At 63.5% G+C, this 18276-nt stretch carries 20 protein-coding genes and 1 pseudogene; 11 read left to right on the plus strand and 10 right to left on the minus strand.

What is annotated here, in order from left to right; genetic code table 11:
• The first annotated feature begins 21 nt into the window (after positions 1-21).
• The 5 genes from AC1DMY_RS12030 to AC1DMY_RS12050 all read left to right on the plus strand — a co-directional run bounded on the left by AC1DMY_RS12030 (position 22) and on the right by AC1DMY_RS12050 (position 5068).
• Positions 22-465, plus strand: coding sequence for a GNAT family N-acetyltransferase (locus tag AC1DMY_RS12030; protein ID WP_477165196.1), 444 nt, complete (start codon positions 22-24; stop codon positions 463-465).
• A gap of 226 nt (positions 466-691) precedes the next feature.
• Positions 692-2653, plus strand: a complete 1962-nt coding sequence (locus AC1DMY_RS12035) for a hybrid sensor histidine kinase/response regulator (RefSeq protein WP_477165197.1) — start codon at positions 692-694, stop codon at positions 2651-2653.
• Between the two features lie 53 nt (positions 2654-2706).
• On the plus strand, positions 2707-3855 hold the full coding sequence (locus AC1DMY_RS12040; protein WP_477165294.1) for a DUF2252 family protein: 1149 nt from the start codon (positions 2707-2709) through the stop codon (positions 3853-3855).
• A 130-nt stretch (positions 3856-3985) separates the two neighbouring features.
• Positions 3986-4756 (plus strand): response regulator transcription factor, encoded by a 771-nt coding sequence (locus tag AC1DMY_RS12045; RefSeq protein WP_477165198.1) that lies wholly within the window; start codon positions 3986-3988, stop codon positions 4754-4756.
• 135 nt (positions 4757-4891) lie between these two features.
• Complete coding sequence (locus tag AC1DMY_RS12050; protein ID WP_477165199.1) at positions 4892-5068, plus strand: DUF3606 domain-containing protein; 177 nt, start codon at positions 4892-4894, stop codon at positions 5066-5068.
• A 394-nt stretch (positions 5069-5462) separates the two neighbouring features.
• Here the strand turns inward: AC1DMY_RS12050 and AC1DMY_RS12055 are convergent, their stop codons facing one another.
• The gene (locus AC1DMY_RS12055; RefSeq protein ID WP_477165200.1) at positions 5463-6116 is read right to left on the minus strand and encodes a hypothetical protein; all 654 of its coding nucleotides are present in this window, start codon (positions 6114-6116) and stop codon (positions 5463-5465) included.
• Positions 6117-6139: 23 nt separating this feature from the next.
• On the opposite strand from AC1DMY_RS12055, the gene AC1DMY_RS12060 reads away from it, so the two are divergent.
• A complete protein-coding gene (locus AC1DMY_RS12060; protein ID WP_477165201.1) occupies positions 6140-6580 on the plus strand; it encodes an antitoxin Xre/MbcA/ParS toxin-binding domain-containing protein in 441 nt (146 codons plus the stop codon).
• 4 nt (positions 6581-6584) lie between these two features.
• On the opposite strand, the gene AC1DMY_RS12065 is transcribed toward AC1DMY_RS12060, so the two are convergent.
• The 5 genes and pseudogenes from AC1DMY_RS12065 to AC1DMY_RS12085 form a co-directional block, all read right to left on the minus strand.
• Positions 6585-8339: a hypothetical protein gene (locus AC1DMY_RS12065; protein ID WP_477165202.1), complete on the minus strand. Its 1755-nt coding sequence runs from the start codon at positions 8337-8339 to the stop codon at positions 6585-6587.
• A 219-nt stretch (positions 8340-8558) separates the two neighbouring features.
• Entirely contained in the window at positions 8559-8810 is a 252-nt protein-coding gene (locus tag AC1DMY_RS12070; protein WP_477165203.1) for an HAD family hydrolase, read from the minus strand.
• Positions 8811-9046: 236 nt separating this feature from the next.
• A complete protein-coding gene (locus AC1DMY_RS12075; protein ID WP_477165204.1) occupies positions 9047-9445 on the minus strand; it encodes a hypothetical protein in 399 nt (132 codons plus the stop codon).
• A 46-nt stretch (positions 9446-9491) separates the two neighbouring features.
• Positions 9492-10334 (minus strand): annotated as a pseudogene (locus AC1DMY_RS12080) (YifB family Mg chelatase-like AAA ATPase); the annotation flags it as partial.
• Positions 10335-10500: 166 nt separating this feature from the next.
• Positions 10501-10749 carry an accessory factor UbiK family protein gene (locus tag AC1DMY_RS12085; RefSeq protein WP_046971251.1) on the minus strand — a complete coding sequence of 83 codons (249 nt, stop codon included), beginning with the start codon at positions 10747-10749 and terminating at the stop codon, positions 10501-10503.
• Positions 10750-10939: 190 nt separating this feature from the next.
• Between AC1DMY_RS12085 and glnK the strand changes: the two genes are divergently transcribed.
• Positions 10940-11278, plus strand: coding sequence for a P-II family nitrogen regulator (gene glnK / locus AC1DMY_RS12090; RefSeq protein WP_046971250.1), 339 nt, complete (start codon positions 10940-10942; stop codon positions 11276-11278).
• 6 nt (positions 11279-11284) lie between these two features.
• On the opposite strand, the gene AC1DMY_RS12095 is transcribed toward glnK, so the two are convergent.
• Both AC1DMY_RS12095 and gpmA read right to left on the minus strand, forming a co-directional pair.
• Positions 11285-11806 carry a CcdC protein domain-containing protein gene (locus AC1DMY_RS12095; RefSeq protein WP_477165205.1) on the minus strand — a complete coding sequence of 174 codons (522 nt, stop codon included), beginning with the start codon at positions 11804-11806 and terminating at the stop codon, positions 11285-11287.
• A 106-nt stretch (positions 11807-11912) separates the two neighbouring features.
• Positions 11913-12656 (minus strand): 2,3-diphosphoglycerate-dependent phosphoglycerate mutase, encoded by a 744-nt coding sequence (gpmA, locus tag AC1DMY_RS12100; protein ID WP_477165206.1) that lies wholly within the window; start codon positions 12654-12656, stop codon positions 11913-11915.
• 143 nt (positions 12657-12799) lie between these two features.
• Between gpmA and AC1DMY_RS12105 the strand changes: the two genes are divergently transcribed.
• Positions 12800-13459, plus strand: a complete 660-nt coding sequence (locus tag AC1DMY_RS12105) for a DUF4097 family beta strand repeat-containing protein (RefSeq protein ID WP_477165207.1) — start codon at positions 12800-12802, stop codon at positions 13457-13459.
• 118 nt (positions 13460-13577) lie between these two features.
• On the opposite strand, the gene hemF is transcribed toward AC1DMY_RS12105, so the two are convergent.
• Both hemF and AC1DMY_RS12115 read right to left on the minus strand, forming a co-directional pair.
• On the minus strand, positions 13578-14480 hold the full coding sequence (gene hemF / locus AC1DMY_RS12110; protein ID WP_477165208.1) for an oxygen-dependent coproporphyrinogen oxidase: 903 nt from the start codon (positions 14478-14480) through the stop codon (positions 13578-13580).
• Between the two features lie 82 nt (positions 14481-14562).
• Positions 14563-15252 carry an ElyC/SanA/YdcF family protein gene (locus AC1DMY_RS12115; RefSeq protein ID WP_477165209.1) on the minus strand — a complete coding sequence of 230 codons (690 nt, stop codon included), beginning with the start codon at positions 15250-15252 and terminating at the stop codon, positions 14563-14565.
• Between the two features lie 198 nt (positions 15253-15450).
• Between AC1DMY_RS12115 and AC1DMY_RS12120 the strand changes: the two genes are divergently transcribed.
• Genes AC1DMY_RS12120 through AC1DMY_RS12130 form a run of 3 tightly spaced genes read left to right on the plus strand, consistent with a single transcriptional unit; the run spans position 15451 to position 18199 of the window.
• A complete protein-coding gene (locus tag AC1DMY_RS12120; protein ID WP_477165210.1) occupies positions 15451-16650 on the plus strand; it encodes a beta-ketoacyl-[acyl-carrier-protein] synthase family protein in 1200 nt (399 codons plus the stop codon).
• Positions 16647-17444, plus strand: a complete 798-nt coding sequence (locus AC1DMY_RS12125) for a beta-ketoacyl synthase chain length factor (protein WP_477165211.1) — start codon at positions 16647-16649, stop codon at positions 17442-17444. Before AC1DMY_RS12120 ends, AC1DMY_RS12125 begins: the two co-directional genes overlap by 4 nt.
• Complete coding sequence (locus AC1DMY_RS12130; RefSeq protein ID WP_477165212.1) at positions 17441-18199, plus strand: glycosyltransferase family 2 protein; 759 nt, start codon at positions 17441-17443, stop codon at positions 18197-18199. The genes AC1DMY_RS12125 and AC1DMY_RS12130 overlap by 4 nt, the downstream gene beginning before the upstream one ends.
• The last annotated feature ends 77 nt before the right edge of the window (positions 18200-18276 follow it).

An 18276-nucleotide genomic window follows, 5' to 3' on the forward strand; every position in this document is an offset into this window, starting at 1 on the left:
CAAAGAAGGGACGGAGAGCAAATGCATGGCACCGATAGCGAAATTCGCATTTCGCCAGCCTCGACGGACGACCTTCGGGCAGCACAACGCTTCTACGATACATGCGGTTACGGCGGCGCGGCGATCCAAGCTGATGACTTTGTCGTCCTGGCTTGGAAGCAAGAAGCGATCATAGGAATTGGCCGCTTGTGCAATGACGCAGGGAACCTGTGTCTCCGTGGCATGCAAGTCCAGGCGGAGCACAGGAGAATCGGGGTTGGCAGCATGGTACTCAACCGACTCAGCGCTCAGATCGGTGCCGCCGCCTGCTACTGCCTACCCTACAGCCACCTGGTGACTTTCTATGCCCGTGTTGGCTTCGAACCTGTAAACGAGACTCTTCCAGAGGTTTTGGATCATAGGTTACGGGGCTATCTACAACGCGGTCTGGATATCACCGCGATGCTAAAGCCGGCGAAACTATGACGTCGCATATTCGCTTCTGACCCGGCGCGAACACCACCATCTGTTTGAATTCTGGAATGAGGAGAAGGAATTGAGGCAGCGTTTTCAGCTGATGACGAGCGTATTCGCTGCTGTGATCGTGAGATTGTGGTCCAGCTTAGAGTTCTCCAAGTGTCAAAGTCACGCTGGCTTTATTGCGCAGCCTGGTTTTCGTGTGCAGCGTTTGTGGTTTTAGTGCGCAATTTGTTTGGCGCTGCTGTTCAGTCTTTCTGGTGTCTGTGCGCAATTGCTCGGTTTTTTGCAGGAATACGCCCTGTGTCTGCTCGACACGCAAGGTCGTATCGCGAGTTGGAACCGCGGCGCGGAGCGGACGACGGGCTATGTCGCCGAGGACATCCTCGGGACGTTCTTCGCGGCGGTCTTCGCTGACGAACGGCTTCCCCACCAAGCCTCCATCGATCTTCTAACGCAAGCGAGAGACGAGGGACGCGCCGAGACCGAGGGGTGGTGCCAACGCAAGACCGGCGAACGCTACTGGGCCAATGTCGTCATTGATCGCGTGGACCAAGCGCACTCGCGGGCGATCGGCTACGCCTGTGTCGCTCGTGACATGACGGAGCGCAAGGCCGCAGAAGACCGGCTTCGCCACAGCGAGGAACAGTTTCGCCTACTGGTACAAGGCGTTGGTGATTGCGCCATCTTCATGCTCGACACGGAAGGTCGGGTCACGAGTTGGAATATGGGCGCGCAGCGCATCAAGGGTTATACGCGTGAGGAAGCGCTCGGCAAGCACTTATCCGCGTTTTACACGCTGGAGGACCGGGCCAACGGTGCTCCTGAGCGGGCACTCTCTGCCGCCGCCGAGCTGGGGCGTTACGAAAGTGAAGGGTGGCGTGTACGGAAGGACGGTTCGTCCTTCTGGGCCAACGCCATTCTGGATCGCATAGAGGACGACGAGGGCCGGCATATCGGCTTTGCGAAGATCACCCGGGATATAACCCAGCGACGCGACGCAGAGCGAGCCCTCGCACAGGCGCGCGAGGAGCTCTTCCAATCCCAGAAACTCGAGTCGATCGGGCAGTTGACCGGTGGTGTCGCGCACGATTTCAACAACCTATTGATGGCCATTATCGGCAGCCTCGAATTGGTCGAGGCCAAGGTGATCCATGAACCATCCGTTCTTAATTTGGTCGCCAACGCGCTGGCCGGCGCCCAGCGCGGTGTGGCACTGACCAAGCGGATGCTGGCGTTCGCCCGCAAGCAAGAGCTGCGGCCTACGGTGGTGGACGTAACCGCGTTGATCAAAAGCATCGGCGACCTGCTCCAGCGTTCCGCTGGCCCGACGGTGCCCATTGATACCTACTTCTCGTTGGCGCTCCCTCCGGTCCTGATAGATAGCAACCAATTGGAGCTGGCTCTGCTCAATCTCGTCATGAACGCACGCGACGCCATCGAGGAGAGTGGTCACATCGTGCTCGCCGCGCGGCCCGAGGTCGTTCCGCGCGGCCACCCTTCGGGGCTTCAACCAGGGTCGTACGTGCGGCTATCCGTCACCGACGACGGCGCCGGCATGGATGCCGCCACGCTCGCGCGGGCGACCGAGCCCTTCTTCACCACCAAGGGAATAGGCAAAGGCACGGGGCTGGGGTTGCCGATGGTCCACGGCTTGGCCGAGCAGTCGGGCGGAAAGCTCGCCCTGCGCAGTCAACCGGGCCAAGGCACGACGGTCGATCTATGGCTGCCTGTCGCGGCCTCTCCCGAGCCACCGCCGGAAGTATTCACTCCGGATGAGAAAGAGGCATGTAGCGCATCCGCCCCCCTCCCGGCGGCGGCTTGTCGCACCATCCTCGTCGTCGACGACGATCCGCTGATCGCCATGACCATGGGCGCCGTATTGGTTGACCTGGGCCACCGCGTGGTCGAAGCCCATTCGGCGAAAGAGGCGTTGCGGGTGATCGACCAACGAGACGATATCGAGCTGTTGATCACCGACTACGCGATGCCCCATATGAATGGGGTGCAGTTGGCCGAACATTTCAAACTGCGCCATCCCTCGCTGCCGGTCATTCTGGCGTCGGGCTACGCGGAACTTCCAACGGGTTGCGCCACCGAGCTTCTTCGCCTGGCCAAGCCTTTCACGCGTCATGACTTGCGGGGCATCATCGACCGGGCCTTCGCAGCTCCGCCGGCTCCGGGGACGATCGAATAGACATGGGGAAGCACAAGCCCTGGTGTCTTCCCGACCAGCGCGCACGGGCGCTCATGGCCTGTCGACAGCGGAAGATGGCTCGCTCTGCCCATGCGTTTGTGCGCGGAACAACCCGTCGGTTCTATCAATGGCTTGCCTCCGAGGGCGCATCCTTGCCTGACGCGCCGGTGACCTGGATCTGCGGCGATTGCCATGTGGGTAACATCGGCTTGGTCGCCGACGAAGACGGCCGCACGACGGTGGCCATACGCGACCTAGACCAAGGTATGCGAAGTCACCCCGCCTATGATGTGTGTCGCTTGGCGCTGTCGTTGGCCGTACTCGCGCGCAGTTCTGATCTGCCCGGGCTGGCCACCTGCCATTTACTCGAGAGTCTGCTCGATGGGTACACTGCGGCGTTTCCGCACACGCCGGAAACGGCACCGGTATTGCCGCCGATTCTCTCATTCGAGCTTCGTAAGGCACAGCGAAGGCGCTGGCAGCAATTGGTCCGCGAGCGCACGGAAGGAGAAACGGCCGCGCTGCCCCTGAGCAGCCATTTTTGGCCGCTTACATCGTGGGAGCGTGAGCAATTGCATACGCTTCTCGGCCGATCCGCGCTACGCGCCGTGGCCGCTTGTGCCGTACACCGCGAATCTGAGGATCCGGTTGTCGTGCTCGATGCCGCTTACTGGCGTAAAGGCTGCAGCTCCTTGGGCTACCTTCGTTACGCCGCACTGCTCGACATTGGTGGCGAGGCACGGGCGGGGCACGACGCCTGCCTTATCGATATCAAGGAGGCGGTCCCTTCTTTCGCGCCGCACTTGGCCGAGGTTCCCGTGAACCACGCCCAGCGCATCGTAGAGGCGGCCCGCGCACTCTCGCCCGCTCTCGGGCAGCGCATGCTCGCCGGCGAAGTGGGCGGCCGCCCGGTTTTCGTTCGCGAGCTATTGCCCCAGGACACCAGAGTCGACGTACAGCGATTGAGTCCCCGGCGGGCGCGACGTTTAGCCGCCTATTTGGGTTATGTCCTAGGCGTGTCCCATGCACGCCAAATGCATCGCGCGGACCGTCGCGCGTGGTGTCGCACCCTGCGGCGTTCCAGTAATCGTGCGTTGGGCTGTCCCTCCTGGCTCTGGCAAAACACCACGGGGCTCTTGGCAGATCTCGAGGTGGCCTACCTCGAACATTGTCGCCAATTCATGGACAACGCCGGCGTTTAAGCGACGCGCGCGGCAGACCGCATGCGCTGGCTCATAGCGCAGTACGGCTATCAAACTTCGTAAGGTTTCACAAAAACTCGACTGAGTGCGCGCTAACTGTGAGCCACTTCGCTTCATTGAGGAGACCAACATGCGCCCGAATCGCCCGCATGCTCCGGCCGTGGGATATGTGCTCATCGTTGATGACAATCTCGCGCTATGCGATGCCCTCGGCCAATACCTGGAAAGCCAGAGTTTCTGCACAGATTTCGCCGCCGACGGTATTACGGCAGTGCGTCTCGTTCAGGAAAATACTTACGATGCGATTTTGCTCGATGGCGTCCTTCCCAATATGGACGGCCTGGAAGTCTGCCGTCACTTGCGGACCGTGGAAAAACTTACCACGCCGCTCATCATGCTCACCGGACGCACGCAGTTAGCCGACAAGATCGCCGCCCTCGATGCCGGCGCCGACGACTACCTGTGCAAACCCTTTGAGCTGCGCGAACTTCACGGCCGGCTCCGTGCGTTAATTCGTCGCGATCGCGGGCGGGTGACACCGGATATCCTGCAGATGGGCGACTTAACCTTTGACACCGGAACGCTCGAAGTGGCGCGTGCAGGGCACCCGCTGGCTCTGACCCCCATTGGGCTTCGTATCTTGGAACTACTGATGCGCGAATCACCGCGGGTGGTTAAGCGACCACAAATCGAGCGCCTGGTGTGGGGCGAGGCATTACCAGATTCGGACACGCTACGGTCTCATCTTTATTTGTTGCGGCGCATGATCGATCGCGGCTTCAGCTATCCCTTAATTCACACGTTGCCCGGATTCGGCTATCGCATGGACGATTCGCAGCGCTCGCACGCGGAAACGGGACCTGCACCTGCGCACAGCGGTACCGTGTCAAACGCGGCTTAACAGGCAGTGACGAGTGCTGCCCGGAACGTCATCTGGGCCATCGAGCTAGGTATGGATTGATATCTTTGCGTCAGGTTGACGGCCGCATCACCGCACGAGTGCGAATCAAAACGCACTTCACCGAAGGAGTTTCCCATGTCCGACGATAAGACCAACCGCGGTCCGCGCGATGCCGACCGTGTGAATGTCAACGAAGACTACGAAGTCCGCTACTGGACTAAGAGGTGGGGCGTGTCCGAACAGGAACTGCGCACGGCAGTGAAGCGTGTCGGCGTGATGGCAAAAGATGTCGCCAAGGCGCTCGGGAGGTAGTGTTTCGCTTCGGGAGTACTTCCAGTAGTGACTGGTAGCGACGGTAGCGACGTTTCGACCAGACATCCGCGCCTTGCCGGAACGCCGCGTTCGAAATATCAGAAAGCTACGCCGCCGGGGCACGTCGATAGAAGCGCCGTCCTGAGCGCAGAGCCGCGGGCACCGCAGTGCTGAGGTAACCGTTATTTCCGCCGAGGCATGAAAACTTGCCAGGTAAAGCATCGTGCGGACCAGCATGCCCCCGCCTGCCATTGAACTTCTGTCACCCACATATGCGCCGTCCGTCCGCTAGCACCGTACGCTAACCCAGTCGCAGAAAGCGGGCCGCTGAGCGGATCGCAATTTCCGTTCCAGGCACCTACGAATGCGCGTTTCGGACGCGTCGCCCATGCGCTCAATCGAGCCGACGTTCTGCGCGCGCACGTACATCCGCAGGAACCGCCCGCGGCAGCGCGATAAACTCGCCCTCGGGTAAGGAATCAAATGTTTCGAGGAATGGCAGGTAAAGCTCGATGATCCACCGGGATCCAGCCTTACGGCCTGCGTATGGGTGGAGGATTTCGCCGTCGGCTCGCAGGCGATCGAAGCGGAGGACGCCCAGGTGAGGATAGGATCTCGCGCCCCTTGCCAAGAGCATGCGCTGCACGACTTCGGGGGAATATCCCGGGTGAAGCGAGGCCTTGTGCTCTCGAACGGAGGCATGGAGGGCATCCGCGGCATGGAGGTGGCACGTAGGCAGCTCAGCCTCGTCGAACACGGCCTCCTGAACGATATAGGGCGGACCCTCGTACCAGTGCGGATCCTGATGATCGAGCCGGATGGCCAGGATTGTGCGTGATCCTACGTCCGTGCATCGCCAGCGAAAACCTGCGCGACCCAGAAAAACGGTGCCAATGCGAAAGTCTGCGTGTTTCATAGAAGCCTCGTCGTCGCTGAGGACCTTCAACGTAACGCCAGAGGTTCTCATCGCTTGCGTCAGCAAGACCGCGCGCAGGTCCGGCCAACTTCGTCTCAGGCCGCCTGAGGTTTCCCAGTCGTACAGTGGCATCGGCCACGGATCATTACCTGCACATGAGTACGTTGACGTTCTCTCCCTTCCCCTATCGCACCTGGAGTAGCCATACGCCAGGCGATGACCTGCGCGTTCTCGAGCGCGGTGTTTCTGCGAGAGCGATAGTACAGTTGGCCGATGACTTACAGGTCGGTGTCGCGGCTCTCGCCGGCTGGCTGGGAGTGCCTTTAACATCTTTACTGCCTCTGGTCCGGCACGAGAGGCTGCCGGACGCTTTTACCGAGGCCGTCCTCGGCGTGGTCAAGCTTGTCGGCCAGGTTGAGCAGTCCGTGGCGGCGGCCTCGGAGGAATTTAATGCCGCTGTCTGGCTAGGGCGATGGCTTCAGCAGCCTCTTCCGGCTATTGGCAATCGCGAGCCTAGCCAACTGCTTGGGACAGCGACCGGGCGTGCGGCGGTAGGCGAAGTTTTACAACGTATTGTCTCTTCGACCTACAGCTGAAGCGTCACGCTACAAACCCGGCGACTCTGCCGGCAATCCGCTCGACAAACTTACGGTGAACATTGGCGGGCGTGGCCCCCGAAGGGCGTGGCTGATGAACGAGAGTCTCCTGGCGCAGTGAGAGGCGGTGCCGATGGCTGCCATCAACCCATTTGTTCCGATCCGGGTAGGGAAACCGACTGAGCCACTGGCCCAATGCCGGTAGCGACAGCGCAGCACCATGTAACTGCTCACAGATGAGCAAGCGGTACCGCTCGTGATCCGCCAACGGCCCAGCTTTCATCACGTAAACATGGCGAAGTGCCTGATGCAGGTGCAACACAAGGAAGGGTCGAATCGCCTTCGATTTAAAGTGCTTGACCTTGATTACGCCGGCCGACGCACTGGGTGTGTCCAGATAGTCGATCTGCCAAGCCGGAAGCATCGGCCGCAGCGCCGTGATGAGATCATCGAACACTGGGCGCACATCGATCAGGGCCGGCGGCGTTTGAGCGGTCCCGCTGGTCGAGAGTCCCGACACCATGGGATCACCGTCCCGCTGGTTCGCTAAACCCGGCACAGGGTTAGCTGAGGGATCGGTAGCGGCACCGTGCACTGCCACGGTCGCGTCCGGCATACCGCCCTGATGACGGTACGACTGCCAACTTTTGGCCGGCCGAACAACCGGGACGCCAAAGACGTTATCGTGAAAAGCCAGCCCCGCCACTGGCGCACTGTCGGTTCCCGTCTCGCCGGCGCCGCCGTAGAGGGGGAGCGTCCCATCATCCGGCAGTACAATGGACGTCGAGCGCCGCGCGTAATGCTTTAGGTCCGGATCCTCGCTGTTCGCGCCTTGCCGCGAATCCTTGTCCGCCAAGAGGATAAGGCGCTCGTATGGGAGCGCCTGCTCTTGCCCAAGAATCGTGAGAACGAGTCGCCTGTGAGGGCGCTGCTTGGCCGCGGGTACGTCGACGTAGCGGATGTGCCACAGCGCGCGCTGCTCGAACGTGGGCTCGACGTGGGGCAGAAGAAAGGCGGATTCCCTCGACGTTTGCCGGTACGCCACCGATAGTTTGGCAATGGCCCGTTGCGCCGCATCATCAAACAGCAGTCGGCTGATCCGCAGAGCCAGGGGCTCGCCGATATTCTGCCGGCGCGTCAACATCACTTCAGCATCGGATAGCCGCCGCGTGCCTTCCGGAAGCCACGGTAGACGTAACGACGATCCCAGCGTGGGATTGGCGAACGCACCGCTAAGCATGGGTTCGATCAGTCGGTGGTCAAAGAAGTAGGACGTTCGCAGCAACTCGCTCACGGGCACGATCAGCTCCGGCCCATTAGTGACCGGGAGCACACGGCAGGGCGAACGCTTGCCCATCGAAAGTGGATAAACCGTCGTAGGAAAGACCTCGTAGGGATCCAACGTGGCACGGTGCGCATCGGATAACGCGGTCATGTCGACAGTGACCTTCGCCGTCTTGGCAGGACCCAAACCTGCGTACAGCCCTTCTTGCCACACACTCCCTAGCGCCAACAGCGGAAGCGCCGGCAAGGGCAACGGGACATTGAATTGTCTTGTCTCGCTGGCAAATCGCGCGATCACGATGTGACCGGTCGCGGACGTGGCCGACGCGGGTCGCTGGACTTCACCGAGCCACACCAAACGAAAACGCTCGTCGCCAAGTTTGGCCAGAGGTGCTAACCGCGGACGCACGGTCTGTACCACCCTAATTGACTGGCCAGGGCGGCGTGCCCCAGGGTTACCGTCGGTCTGATCCATTGCCCACCGTCCTCCGATACCGGTGGATCGGCCAATGTGCAGGAAGCTTTAGTAGCGATGGTGCCTAGGCCAGCCCTAAGAGCGGCAACAGGTCACCCAATGTCGTTACTGAAACCGCACGCTGTTCGGTGGTGGCCGTCTCGCGGCGGTCCAAGTGCAGCGCCATGAGGCCCGCCGCACGCGCACCGGCATAATCGCAACGCCACGTATCGCCGACCATCAAATATCACTGGGAGGCAAGTCGAGGCGACAGCAAAGCGCATGGTAAAAGGCCCCATCCGGTTTGGCGGCCCCCACCTCAAAGGAGAAGCACTCCACGTCCAAAAGCTGCCCCAGGGCCCGTTGGATAGGCGACGCGTACGGCAGGGCGAGATTCGAGGCGACTGCTGTGCGCATTCCCGCTGCCTTCATCGCGGCAAGCACCGCCATGGCTTCCGGGTACGGCGTGATCGAAGCCAACTCCGCGGTCAAGTCTGCCTTGAGTGCATCAAGAACGACGAGAGGCAGCGTCGCCCCAGTGTTCCGTTAGGCTGCTTCTAAGTCGATGGATTTCGTGAGCGGCGAAGGCTCAAGTGATGACTGCGTTAACGTCGCTAAGAGCCTGTAAGGCCGTCGCTTGGCGCCGATGGCCACCAGTGTGCCATACGCATCAAATGCGACCGCTCGAGGACGAAGGTCCATGTGAGGACTACTCAAAAAGCTTGAGCTCACTCTACGGCATCTGTGGAACGGATGGCCTGTCTTCCGATGATCACTCGGCCACTGCGCAACAATATGACGAGCAGCCGGGCCTGTCCTTTTATCACGACCTCCTGAGGGGTAAGCCCTTCGAAAGCGTCGAGTGGACACTGCAGGTACCACTCTACCGTCGCCATGAGATCGCAGGTCTCGTCTTGGGCGGCGTCCAGTACCGACAAGATCTCGTCCGCGAAAATTGACCAGGAGACGTGGCCCCCACGTCGCCGCCAAAGTGCTACCAGATCCCCCGCCGTTTGGGACAGCCAAGTGGCAAGCCTTTCGAGGGAGATTTCGCCAGTGGCCGGGTGCGAAATATCGGCCAGGAACTCGAGGAACTCGATAGACCCCGCCCGCTGACTAGCAGCCATGGTCGCATTCTCTTTTGGTCAGTCGCATTGTCTTGGAGAATTTACAGCCCACCAGCGCGACGGCCGAGCTGGTGTGGTGGGGCGCCCGAAAGGGACGGCGACGCCAGAATTTGGGATCGACGGTTTGCCCGGCGACGGAGCGTACCGCGCAAGTTTCCAGCGCTTCGGACTCGCTCAGCGGCGGCAGGATGCCGGGCAGGCGCTCGGCCAGCATGGTCTTTCCGGTACCCGGCGGCCCCAGCAGCAGCAGGTGATGGCCGCCGGCCGCGGCGATTTCCAGCGCACGCCGCGCCTGCAACTGGCCGCGCACGTCAGCCAAGTCGGGACCGATGACTTCGTCGAAGATGCCGCCCGCCGCGCCCGGCGGCGACAATTCCTGCGCGCCACGCAGCCAGCTGCAGACATCGGCCAGCGTGTCGGCCACCAGCACCTCGGCATCGGACACCAGGGCGGCCTCTGCGGCATTGCCCCGCGGTACCACCACGCGGCGGCCACGCGCACGTGCACGCAACAAGGCAGGGAGGACGCCGGACACGGCACGCAAAGCGCCGGACAAGGCCAGTTCGCCGAGGAATTCGCAGTCGTCCAGCTTGTCGCGCGGCACCTGTCCGCCAGCGGCGAGGATGCCGAGCGCGATGGCCAGATCGAAGCGGCCGCCATCCTTGGGCAATTCCGCCGGCGCCAGGTTCACGGTAACTCTGCGGTTGGGGTATTCAAAGGCCGTGTTCTGGATGGCTACGCGCACACGGTCGCGCGCTTCGCGCACGGCGGCTTCAGGGAGACCCACGATATTGGTGCTGGGCAGGCCGCCGGACAGATGGACTTCCACCATGACCTGGGGCGCCGCCACGCCTTCCTGGGCTCGGCTGAGGGTGACGGCAAGACTCATATCGCCCGCACGCCGGGTAAGGCGCGGGAGCGGCTGCCAGGCTGAAACACGGAGCAACTCCCACAGCGGCCTGCAGAGAAAAATAGCCGCCCCCGATCGTTCTCGGGGTGAGGGTGACGGATCGGGGACGGCTCCCGGGACTTGGGCCCGTGCCGCACCCCGTCAGTCAGGTGCCGGCACCAGCCTCGAGATCTGCGATTCGCTTCTCCAGGGCCTCGACCTTGGCGCGGGTACGCGCCAACAGCTGGCTCTGGACCTCAAACTCCTCGCGGGTGACTAGATCAAGGCGGCGCAATCCCTGCGCCAGAACATCGCCGAAGTTGGTGCGCAAATCCTGTTGCGCCTGAGCCAATCCTGATGGAACCAACGAAACAAGACGCTGGGCAAGTTGATCGATATCCTGCCTATCCATCATGGATAGCACCTCGAGCTCGTCAGGGTGGAGTGTAGGTTCATGTCTTTAAATGCCACTATCAGGGTGCTCCGCTGCTGCGTGTAGGCATTTTCCTACAGAGAGCCCGGGCGCGACAGCGATATCCCTGCACAGGCAAAATGCCCAACTGCGGCCCGGACCATGGGCCACCTGACGATCAAGAGGAAAACCCATGAAGCTGGTGGTTGCGGTCATCAAGCCGTTCAAGCTGGACGATGTGCGCGAGGCCCTGGCCGAAGTGGGCGTGCAGGGCATCACGGTGACCGAGGTGAAGGGCTTTGGCCGCCAGAAGGGCCATACCGAGCTCTATCGCGGCGCCGAGTACGTGGTGGACTTCCTGCCGAAGATCAAACTGGAAGTGGCGGTGAGCGACGAGCAGGTCGATCGCGTGGTCGAAGCCATCCAGGCCTCGGCCAAGACCGGCAAGATCGGCGACGGCAAGATCTTCGTCAGCTCGCTCGAGCAGGTCATCCGCATCCGCACCGGCGAGATGGACGGCGACGCGCTCTAAGCCCCTTCAAGTGGCCAGCTGCGCCCGCTCGAAGCGGCGGTGATGCACCAGCAGGCCGGCGAAGTAGCAAATGTAATAGCCGATCGTGAGGCCGAAGATCGCCAGGGTCAGCGGGCTGTTGCCGATGGCAGGCCCGCTGTGCGCCATGGCGGGGTCCTGCAGTTGCGGCATCACCACCACGAAGCGCCACGCCAGACGTCCGATCAGCAATAGCGTGAGCAGGCCGCCAATCCAGGGGTTGGGAATATAGAGATCGTTGCCCTCGGCATCGCGCTCGAAGCGGGTCAGCCTGGTGCCCACCGTACCCAACGCCGCGCCAGCCAGCACACCGCCCAGCAATCCTTCCAGCAAGCGGACGTTGTGCAGGCCGCCCAGGCCGATCAGGGCACCGATGGCCGTGAAGACGGCGATGCGCGCAATCATGCGCTTGCGGCGGATCGGCTGGCGCCCGAAGGTCCCCCGCACGCGGCGCCAGATCGCGAACGCCATCAGCGGGATCATCAGCGCGTAGATCATGTTCGGGGTCATCGCGGTCGCCTGGTCATGGGATGCGCGCAGCTTATCGGCCCAGGTCAGCCTGCACGACTGACGGGGCGCAACCATCGCGGGTGACGCTTGTCACCCGCGGCAGTCCTTACTTGGCCTTGCCCTGATTTGCCACGGCGGCCATCTTCGCCGCGATGGCGTCGGCATCGCCCAGGTAGTAGTGGCGGATCGGCTTGAGGTCCTTGTCGAATTCGTACACCAGCGGCACGCCGTTGGGGATGTTGAGTTCGACGATCTCCTCTTCGGAGATGTTGTCCAGGTACTTCACCAGGGCGCGCAGCGAGTTGCCGTGCGCGGCCACCACCACGTTCTGGCCGGAGGCGATCGCCGGGGCCAGCACGTCGTGCCAGTACGGCACCACGCGGTCGACGGTGTCCTTGAGGCATTCGGTGTCGGGAATCATCGAAGGATCGAGATTGGCGTAGCGCGGGTCGTTCACCGACTCGTTGCTGGCGCGGTCCAACGGCGGCGGCGGGATGTCGTAGCTGCGGCGCCACACCTTGACCTGGTCCTCGCCGTACTTGGCGGCGGTTTCGGCCTTGTTGAGGCCGGTGAGGCCGCCGTAGTGGCGCTCGTTGAGGCGCCAGTCGGTCACCACCGGCACCCACATCTGGTCCATCGCATCCAGCACGCCCCACAAGGTGCGCACGGCGCGCTTGAGCACGGAGGTGTGCGCGACATCGAAGCTATAGCCACCGGCCTTCAGCAGGCGGCCGGCTTCGGCGGCTTCGGCCATGCCTTGTTCGGTGAGGTCCACATCGGCCCAGCCGCTGAAGCGGTTGTCCAGGTTCCACTGGGACTGGCCGTGACGAATGAGTACGAGCTTGTACATGGCGGGAATTCGTGGCGGGAAACTCGCGATGGTGAGGCCCCGCCCCGGCCCCGTCAAATCGCACGGCCCCTGTCGAAGGTCATGCTAAACCTTGGTCCGGCCGGGTGCATCCTAGGGTGGTCAGTCTATTCATGGAGCTCATCATGCGTCGTCATCTGCTAGCACTCGCCCTCGCCCTGGCCCTGCCCGTCGTAGCCCAGGCCAGCGACAACGATATCGACAAGGTCAACGGCACCGCGCAGGTGGATGCTGGCCAGCACGCCGGCAACGTCAGCACGGTCAACGGCGCGGTGCGCGTTGGCGACAACGCGGTGGTGCAGAAGGCCAGCACGGTCAATGGATCGGTCAACCTTGGCGATCATGCACAGGCAACCGCGGTCGACACGGTGAACGGCGGCGTGAACCTGGGCTCGGCCGCCCGCGTCAGCGGCGCCGTCAGCACCACCAACGGCGGCATTCATCTGGAACAAGGCGCCGATGTCGCCGGCAAGGTCGGCAACGTCAACGGCAGCATCAACCTCAACGCCGCACACGTCGGCGGCGGTCTGCAGACCACCAACGGCGACGTAACCGTGGGCGCCAATTCGCGCGTCGAAGGCGGCATCCTGGTCGACAAGCCGGGTGGCTGGAGCTGGAGCAGCAACAATCGTCTGCCGCATGTGGTGATCGGTCCGCACGCGGTGGTGCAGGGCACGCTGGAATTCCGCCGCGAAGTGGTGCTGCAGGTGAGCGACAGCGCGCAGATCGGCCCCGTAAAGGGCGCCACGCCGGTGAAGTTCAGCGGCGCCATGCCGACGGAGTAAGGGCTAGGAGTAAGGGCCAGGAGTGAGGGAAGAGGAGTGAGAGGTGAGAGAGAGCCAACAGTGCCCCTCGCCCAGCTCTGTCTCACTTCTCACTCCTCTCCACTCACTCCTGCATCTCTCACACCCAGTCGCGCGGCTTGAGGTAATCACCCAGCCGCGCTTCCGGCGATTCCGCGTCGGGCTGAAAGTTGTATTCGAAGCGCACGCGCGGCGGCAGGCTCATCAGGATCGATTCCGTGCGTCCGCCCGACTGCAGGCCGAATAGCGTGCCGCGGTCGTAGACCAGGTTGAATTCCACGTAGCGTCCGCGGCGATACAGCTGGAATTCGCGCTCGCGCTCGCCATAGGCCTCGTCCTTGCGGCGCTCGACGATCGGCAGATAGGCATCGAGGAAACCCTGCCCCACGTCGCGCGTGAAAGCGAAGCAGCGCTCGAAGCCGCCTTCGTTGAGATCGTCGTAAAACAGGCCGCCCACGCCTCGCGTCTCGCCGCGGTGCTTGAGATAGAAATACTCGTCGCACCATTTCTTGTAGCGCGCATACACATCGTCGCCATACGGCGCGCACAGATCGCGCGCCACGGTATGCCAGTGCAGCACGTCTTCCTCGCGCGGATAGAACGGCGTGAGATCGAAACCGCCGCCGAACCACCACACCGGATCCACGCCCTCTTTGCTTGCTTCGAAATAGCGCACGTTGGCGTGCGTGGTCGGCACATGCGGGTTGCGCGGATGCAGCACAAGCGATACGCCGGTGGCAACGAATCCGCCGCCGGCCAAGTCGGGACGATGGGCGGTGGCGCTCGGTGGCAGTTGGTTGCCATAGACGCGCGAGAAATTCACCCCCGCCTGTTCGAAGATCGCGCCATCGCGCAATACGCGCGTGCGGCCACCGCCGCCGGCGGGACGCGTCCAGGCGTCTTCTTCGAAGCGTGCCTTGCCGTCGATCTGCTCGATCGCTGCGCAAATGCGGTCCTGCAGTTCACGCAGGAACAGTTCGGCTTGGTCGGCTTGCTGGCTCATCAGGCGGTCCGTCGTCGTGCAAAGGCCGCCAGCTTAGCAAGCGCGGCGCGTAGGCCGCTGCGGCGGCACGTCGCGCTTCAGGTCAGCTGAGGCGTGCGCTGATTCGGCGATGGCCGATCAATTGCGCCCAGCGCATGCCGATATCGATCCACATCAGATAGCCCGACTCGGCCAGCAGGCGCACGACATAGCGCCGGTTGAGCACGAGCCTGGCTTCGGCTGCGATTGGCACGCTATGCAAACCGAGCCGCCGCGCCAGCAACTGGCAGCGGGCGAGATGGTAGCGACTGGTCACCAGCGCCACCGGCGGCAGCACGCGCGCCACCGGTCCGTCTTCCTGCAGCAGGCTGCGGGCGTGGCGCAGGTTTTCCAGCGAATCGACCGAGGCCTGTTCCAGCTGCATCACCACACCGGGCGGCAACTCGTGCTGTTCCAACCAGCTGCGGCCGGCTGCCGCCTCGCTGATGGCGCCGCCGCTGCGGCCGCCCAGCAACAGGACGTGCTCGGTGTCGTGCGAGCGCATCAACGCCAGCGCGCGCAACAGGCGTGCCTGATAGTCCTTTTCGGGCGCGTCGCGCACCAGCCGGCGACCGAACACCAGCACCGTCATCGGCTGTCCGGGGGCCACCGGGCTGCGCGCCGCCACCCGCCATACATGAACGAGATAGCCCACCCATACCAGCCCAAGGCTGAGGGTGACCGCGGCCACCATCACCACGAACGCATGGAGTACGTCACGGTCGCTGAGATAGCGCCAGGGGCCACGCTTCAAGGGGGCGGTGATCGGCGGCACGGGGCAGGGCACGGAGGGTCGACGGGGCAGTGTCCCACGGGGACCTGCTTGGCGTCGTGCGCGGCCGTCACGCCAGGCGCATGGGGCAGTCAAAACGGTGCTGACAAACATGAACGCGATCAAGCCTGGCGGCTGTCCAGACTAGGAAATGTTTCAGTCGCTCGTTAGGCTCGCGCGATGTCAGTACCGATCCAACCCCTTGCCGTAAGTGCCTATACGGTCACTTCAGCGCTCGGCCAAGGTCTCGAAAGCCATCTCGCCGCCCTGTCTTCCAGCCATGGCGGCCTCCGTGAAAACGACTTCAGCAGCGCCCCCCTGGCGTGCTGGATCGGCCGTGTCGATGGCGTCGAAGAGGCTGAGCTGCCTGCGGCGCACGCGTCGTGGGAATGCCGCAACAACCGCCTGGCCTGGCTGGGGCTGCAGCAGGACCGCTTTCTCGAGCAGGCGCTGGACGCGCGCCTGCGCTACGGCGCCGCACGCATCGCGTTGGTGCTGGGCACCTCCACGGCAAGCATCGGCGCCACCGAGGAAGGCTATCGCCACCTCGATGCCGACGGCCGCATGCCGGCGGAATTGCGCCGTCCGCTGATCCACGCGCCCCATTCGCTGGCCGGTTTCGTGGCCGAAGCGCTCGGGCTGGAAGGCCCGTGCCTGACCGTTTCCACCGCGTGCTCGTCCAGCGCGAAGGTGTTCGCCACCGCCGAGCGGCTGATTCGCCTCGGGCTGGCGGATGCGGCCATCGTGGGCGGCGTGGATACGCTGTGCGACAGCGTGCTGTTCGGCTTCAACGCCTTGGAGCTGGTGTCGCCAGAACCATGTCGTCCATTCGACCAGGCGCGCCGTGGCATCTCCATCGGCGAAGCGGCGGGCTTTGCCCTGCTCGAGCGCGTGCACAATGCGCCGCACGCGCCGCGCCTGCTCGGTTACGGTGAATCCAGCGATGCGCACCACATGTCGACACCGCACCCGGAAGGCGTGGGCGCCGAACTCGCGCTGCGCGACGCGCTCGCGCGCGCTGGCTTGCGCGCCGAGCAGGTGGACTACATCAACCTGCATGGCACGGCGAGCCTGAAGAACGACGAAGTCGAAGCTGCCTTGATTGCGCGCGCCTTTCCCTCGACCACGCGCGCCAGCTCCACGAAAGGTTTCACTGGTCACACGCTGGGCGCTGCAGGCATCCTCGAAGCGGTGTTCGCGCTGCTGGCCATCCGCCACAACGTGGTTCCCGGCAATCTTGGATGCACCGATCCCGATGCTGCCTGCGGTCCGCAACTGGCATTGCAGAGCGAGCAGCGCAGCGTCAACGTGGCCTTGAGCAACTCGTTTGGGTTCGGAGGCAATAATGCCTGCCTTGCCTTCGGGAGGGCGCCGGCATGAGTGCGCTGCAGGTCCACGTGGAAGGCATTGGCCTGTGGTCGCCGGCACTGGGCGATTTCGCGGCACTGAAGTCGCAGCTGGAAGGCTTGCCGGTAGACGCCCCTGCGGCGCGCCCCCAGGCAGCGACCTTGCCCGCCAACGAGCGGCGTCGCGCGCCCGAAAGCGTGCTGCTGGCCGTCGAAGTGGCCGGACAAGCGGTGGCCATGAGCGGCTACGCGGCCAGCGAACTGCCGTGTGTGTTCAGTTCTACCTATGGCGATCAGCTGATTTCCGACTACATGTGCGCCACCCTGGCCAGCGCACCTGCCGAACTTTCGCCGACGCGCTTCCATAATTCCGTGCACAACGCGCCGGCCGGCTACTGGACCATTGCCACCGGCTGCCAGGCGTCATCCAGCGCCATTTCGGCCGGTCGCGCCACCTTCGGCGCCGGACTGCTGGAAGCCGTCACGCTCAGCCTGGCCGAACAGCGCGCGGTGCTGCTGGTGTGCAGCGATATCGCAGGCACCGGCCCGGTGGGCGAGATGAGCGACACGCGCAGCTCGTTTGGCTTTGCCCTGGTGCTGTCGCCCACCGCCAGCACGGGCACGCTGGCGAGCCTGTCGATCGAGCTACAGCCGCACGCCGACCATCCGCTGCGGCCTGCGCCCGCGACAGGCGAGTGGTTCGAAACCAATCCCATAGCCGCATCCGCCTGGCCGCTGATGCAGAATCTCGCTGCAGGCCACGGTGACTGCACCCTGGCCGCCGCCGAAACCCTGGCGTTGAGGGTTGTGCTGGAGACACTTGCTTGAATACGTCCGCTGCCCGTTGGTGCGTGCTGATTCCCTGCCTCAATGAAGAGGCGGCGATCGGCGAGGTGGTCCAATCCGTGCTGGCGCTGGGCGTCCCGGTCATCGTGGTCGACGACGGTTCGGACGATCGCACGCCCGAGATCGTGCGCGAGCTGCCGGTGACCCTGCTGCGCCATCCGCAACGCAGCGGCAAGGGCGAAGCGCTGCGCACGGGTTTTCGCGAGGCGCTGCGCCAGGGCTTCGACGCCGTGCTCACCATGGATGGCGATGGCCAGCACCTGGCCGCCGATATCCCGCGCATCGCGGCGGCAGCGCAGCGTTATCCCAATCACATCGTCATCGGTGCGCGTCTGCTCCAGCGCGAACAGCAGCCCAAGGGACGCCGTCGCGCCAACGGCGTGGCCGACTGGGGCATCTCGTGGGCCTGCGCGCAGCCGGTGGCGGATACGCAGAGCGGACAGCGCTGGTACCCGCGCGGCGCGCTCGATCTGGTCGATCTGCCGGCGGAAAACTTCGTGTTCGAAGCCGCCATCCTGATCGCCGCCACGCGCGAAAAAGGCATCAGCGTGGTGTCGGTGCCGATCGCTTCGCGTTACCAGGGCGAATTCCGCATCAGCCACTTCAGCCCGATCCGCGATGTCAGCCGCATCACCTTCTACACGGTGGGGCAGATCCTGCGCTACGGCGATGTGGTGGCCAGCTACCGGCGTTCGCGCGCCTCGCAGCCGGTGGTGTTCGACGTTGCCGTGACTTGAAGGCAGGAGCGAGTGGAGAGGAGTGAGAAGTGAGAGAGAGCAAGAGCTCGCCACTCTCACTTCTCACTCCTCTCCAC

It is taken from the genome of Dyella sp. 01L423 (assembly GCF_056399945.1).

Coding starts and splice junctions, on each gene's coding strand:
- AC1DMY_RS12030 (WP_477165196.1), top strand. CDS start 22: ATGCATGGCACCGATAGCGAAATTCGCATTTCGCCAGCCTCGACGGAC.
- AC1DMY_RS12040 (WP_477165294.1), top strand. CDS start 2,707: ATGGCCTGTCGACAGCGGAAGATGGCTCGCTCTGCCCATGCGTTTGTG.
- AC1DMY_RS12045 (WP_477165198.1), top strand. CDS start 3,986: ATGCGCCCGAATCGCCCGCATGCTCCGGCCGTGGGATATGTGCTCATC.
- AC1DMY_RS12050 (WP_477165199.1), top strand. CDS start 4,892: ATGTCCGACGATAAGACCAACCGCGGTCCGCGCGATGCCGACCGTGTG.
- AC1DMY_RS12055 (WP_477165200.1), bottom strand. CDS start 6,116: ATGCCACTGTACGACTGGGAAACCTCAGGCGGCCTGAGACGAAGTTGG.
- AC1DMY_RS12060 (WP_477165201.1), top strand. CDS start 6,140: ATGAGTACGTTGACGTTCTCTCCCTTCCCCTATCGCACCTGGAGTAGC.
- AC1DMY_RS12065 (WP_477165202.1), bottom strand. CDS start 8,339: ATGGATCAGACCGACGGTAACCCTGGGGCACGCCGCCCTGGCCAGTCA.
- AC1DMY_RS12075 (WP_477165204.1), bottom strand. CDS start 9,445: ATGGCTGCTAGTCAGCGGGCGGGGTCTATCGAGTTCCTCGAGTTCCTG.
- AC1DMY_RS12085 (WP_046971251.1), bottom strand. CDS start 10,749: ATGATGGATAGGCAGGATATCGATCAACTTGCCCAGCGTCTTGTTTCG.
- glnK (WP_046971250.1), top strand. CDS start 10,940: ATGAAGCTGGTGGTTGCGGTCATCAAGCCGTTCAAGCTGGACGATGTG.
- AC1DMY_RS12095 (WP_477165205.1), bottom strand. CDS start 11,806: ATGACCCCGAACATGATCTACGCGCTGATGATCCCGCTGATGGCGTTC.
- gpmA (WP_477165206.1), bottom strand. CDS start 12,656: ATGTACAAGCTCGTACTCATTCGTCACGGCCAGTCCCAGTGGAACCTG.
- AC1DMY_RS12105 (WP_477165207.1), top strand. CDS start 12,800: ATGCGTCGTCATCTGCTAGCACTCGCCCTCGCCCTGGCCCTGCCCGTC.
- hemF (WP_477165208.1), bottom strand. CDS start 14,480: ATGAGCCAGCAAGCCGACCAAGCCGAACTGTTCCTGCGTGAACTGCAG.
- AC1DMY_RS12120 (WP_477165210.1), top strand. CDS start 15,451: ATGTCAGTACCGATCCAACCCCTTGCCGTAAGTGCCTATACGGTCACT.
- AC1DMY_RS12125 (WP_477165211.1), top strand. CDS start 16,647: ATGAGTGCGCTGCAGGTCCACGTGGAAGGCATTGGCCTGTGGTCGCCG.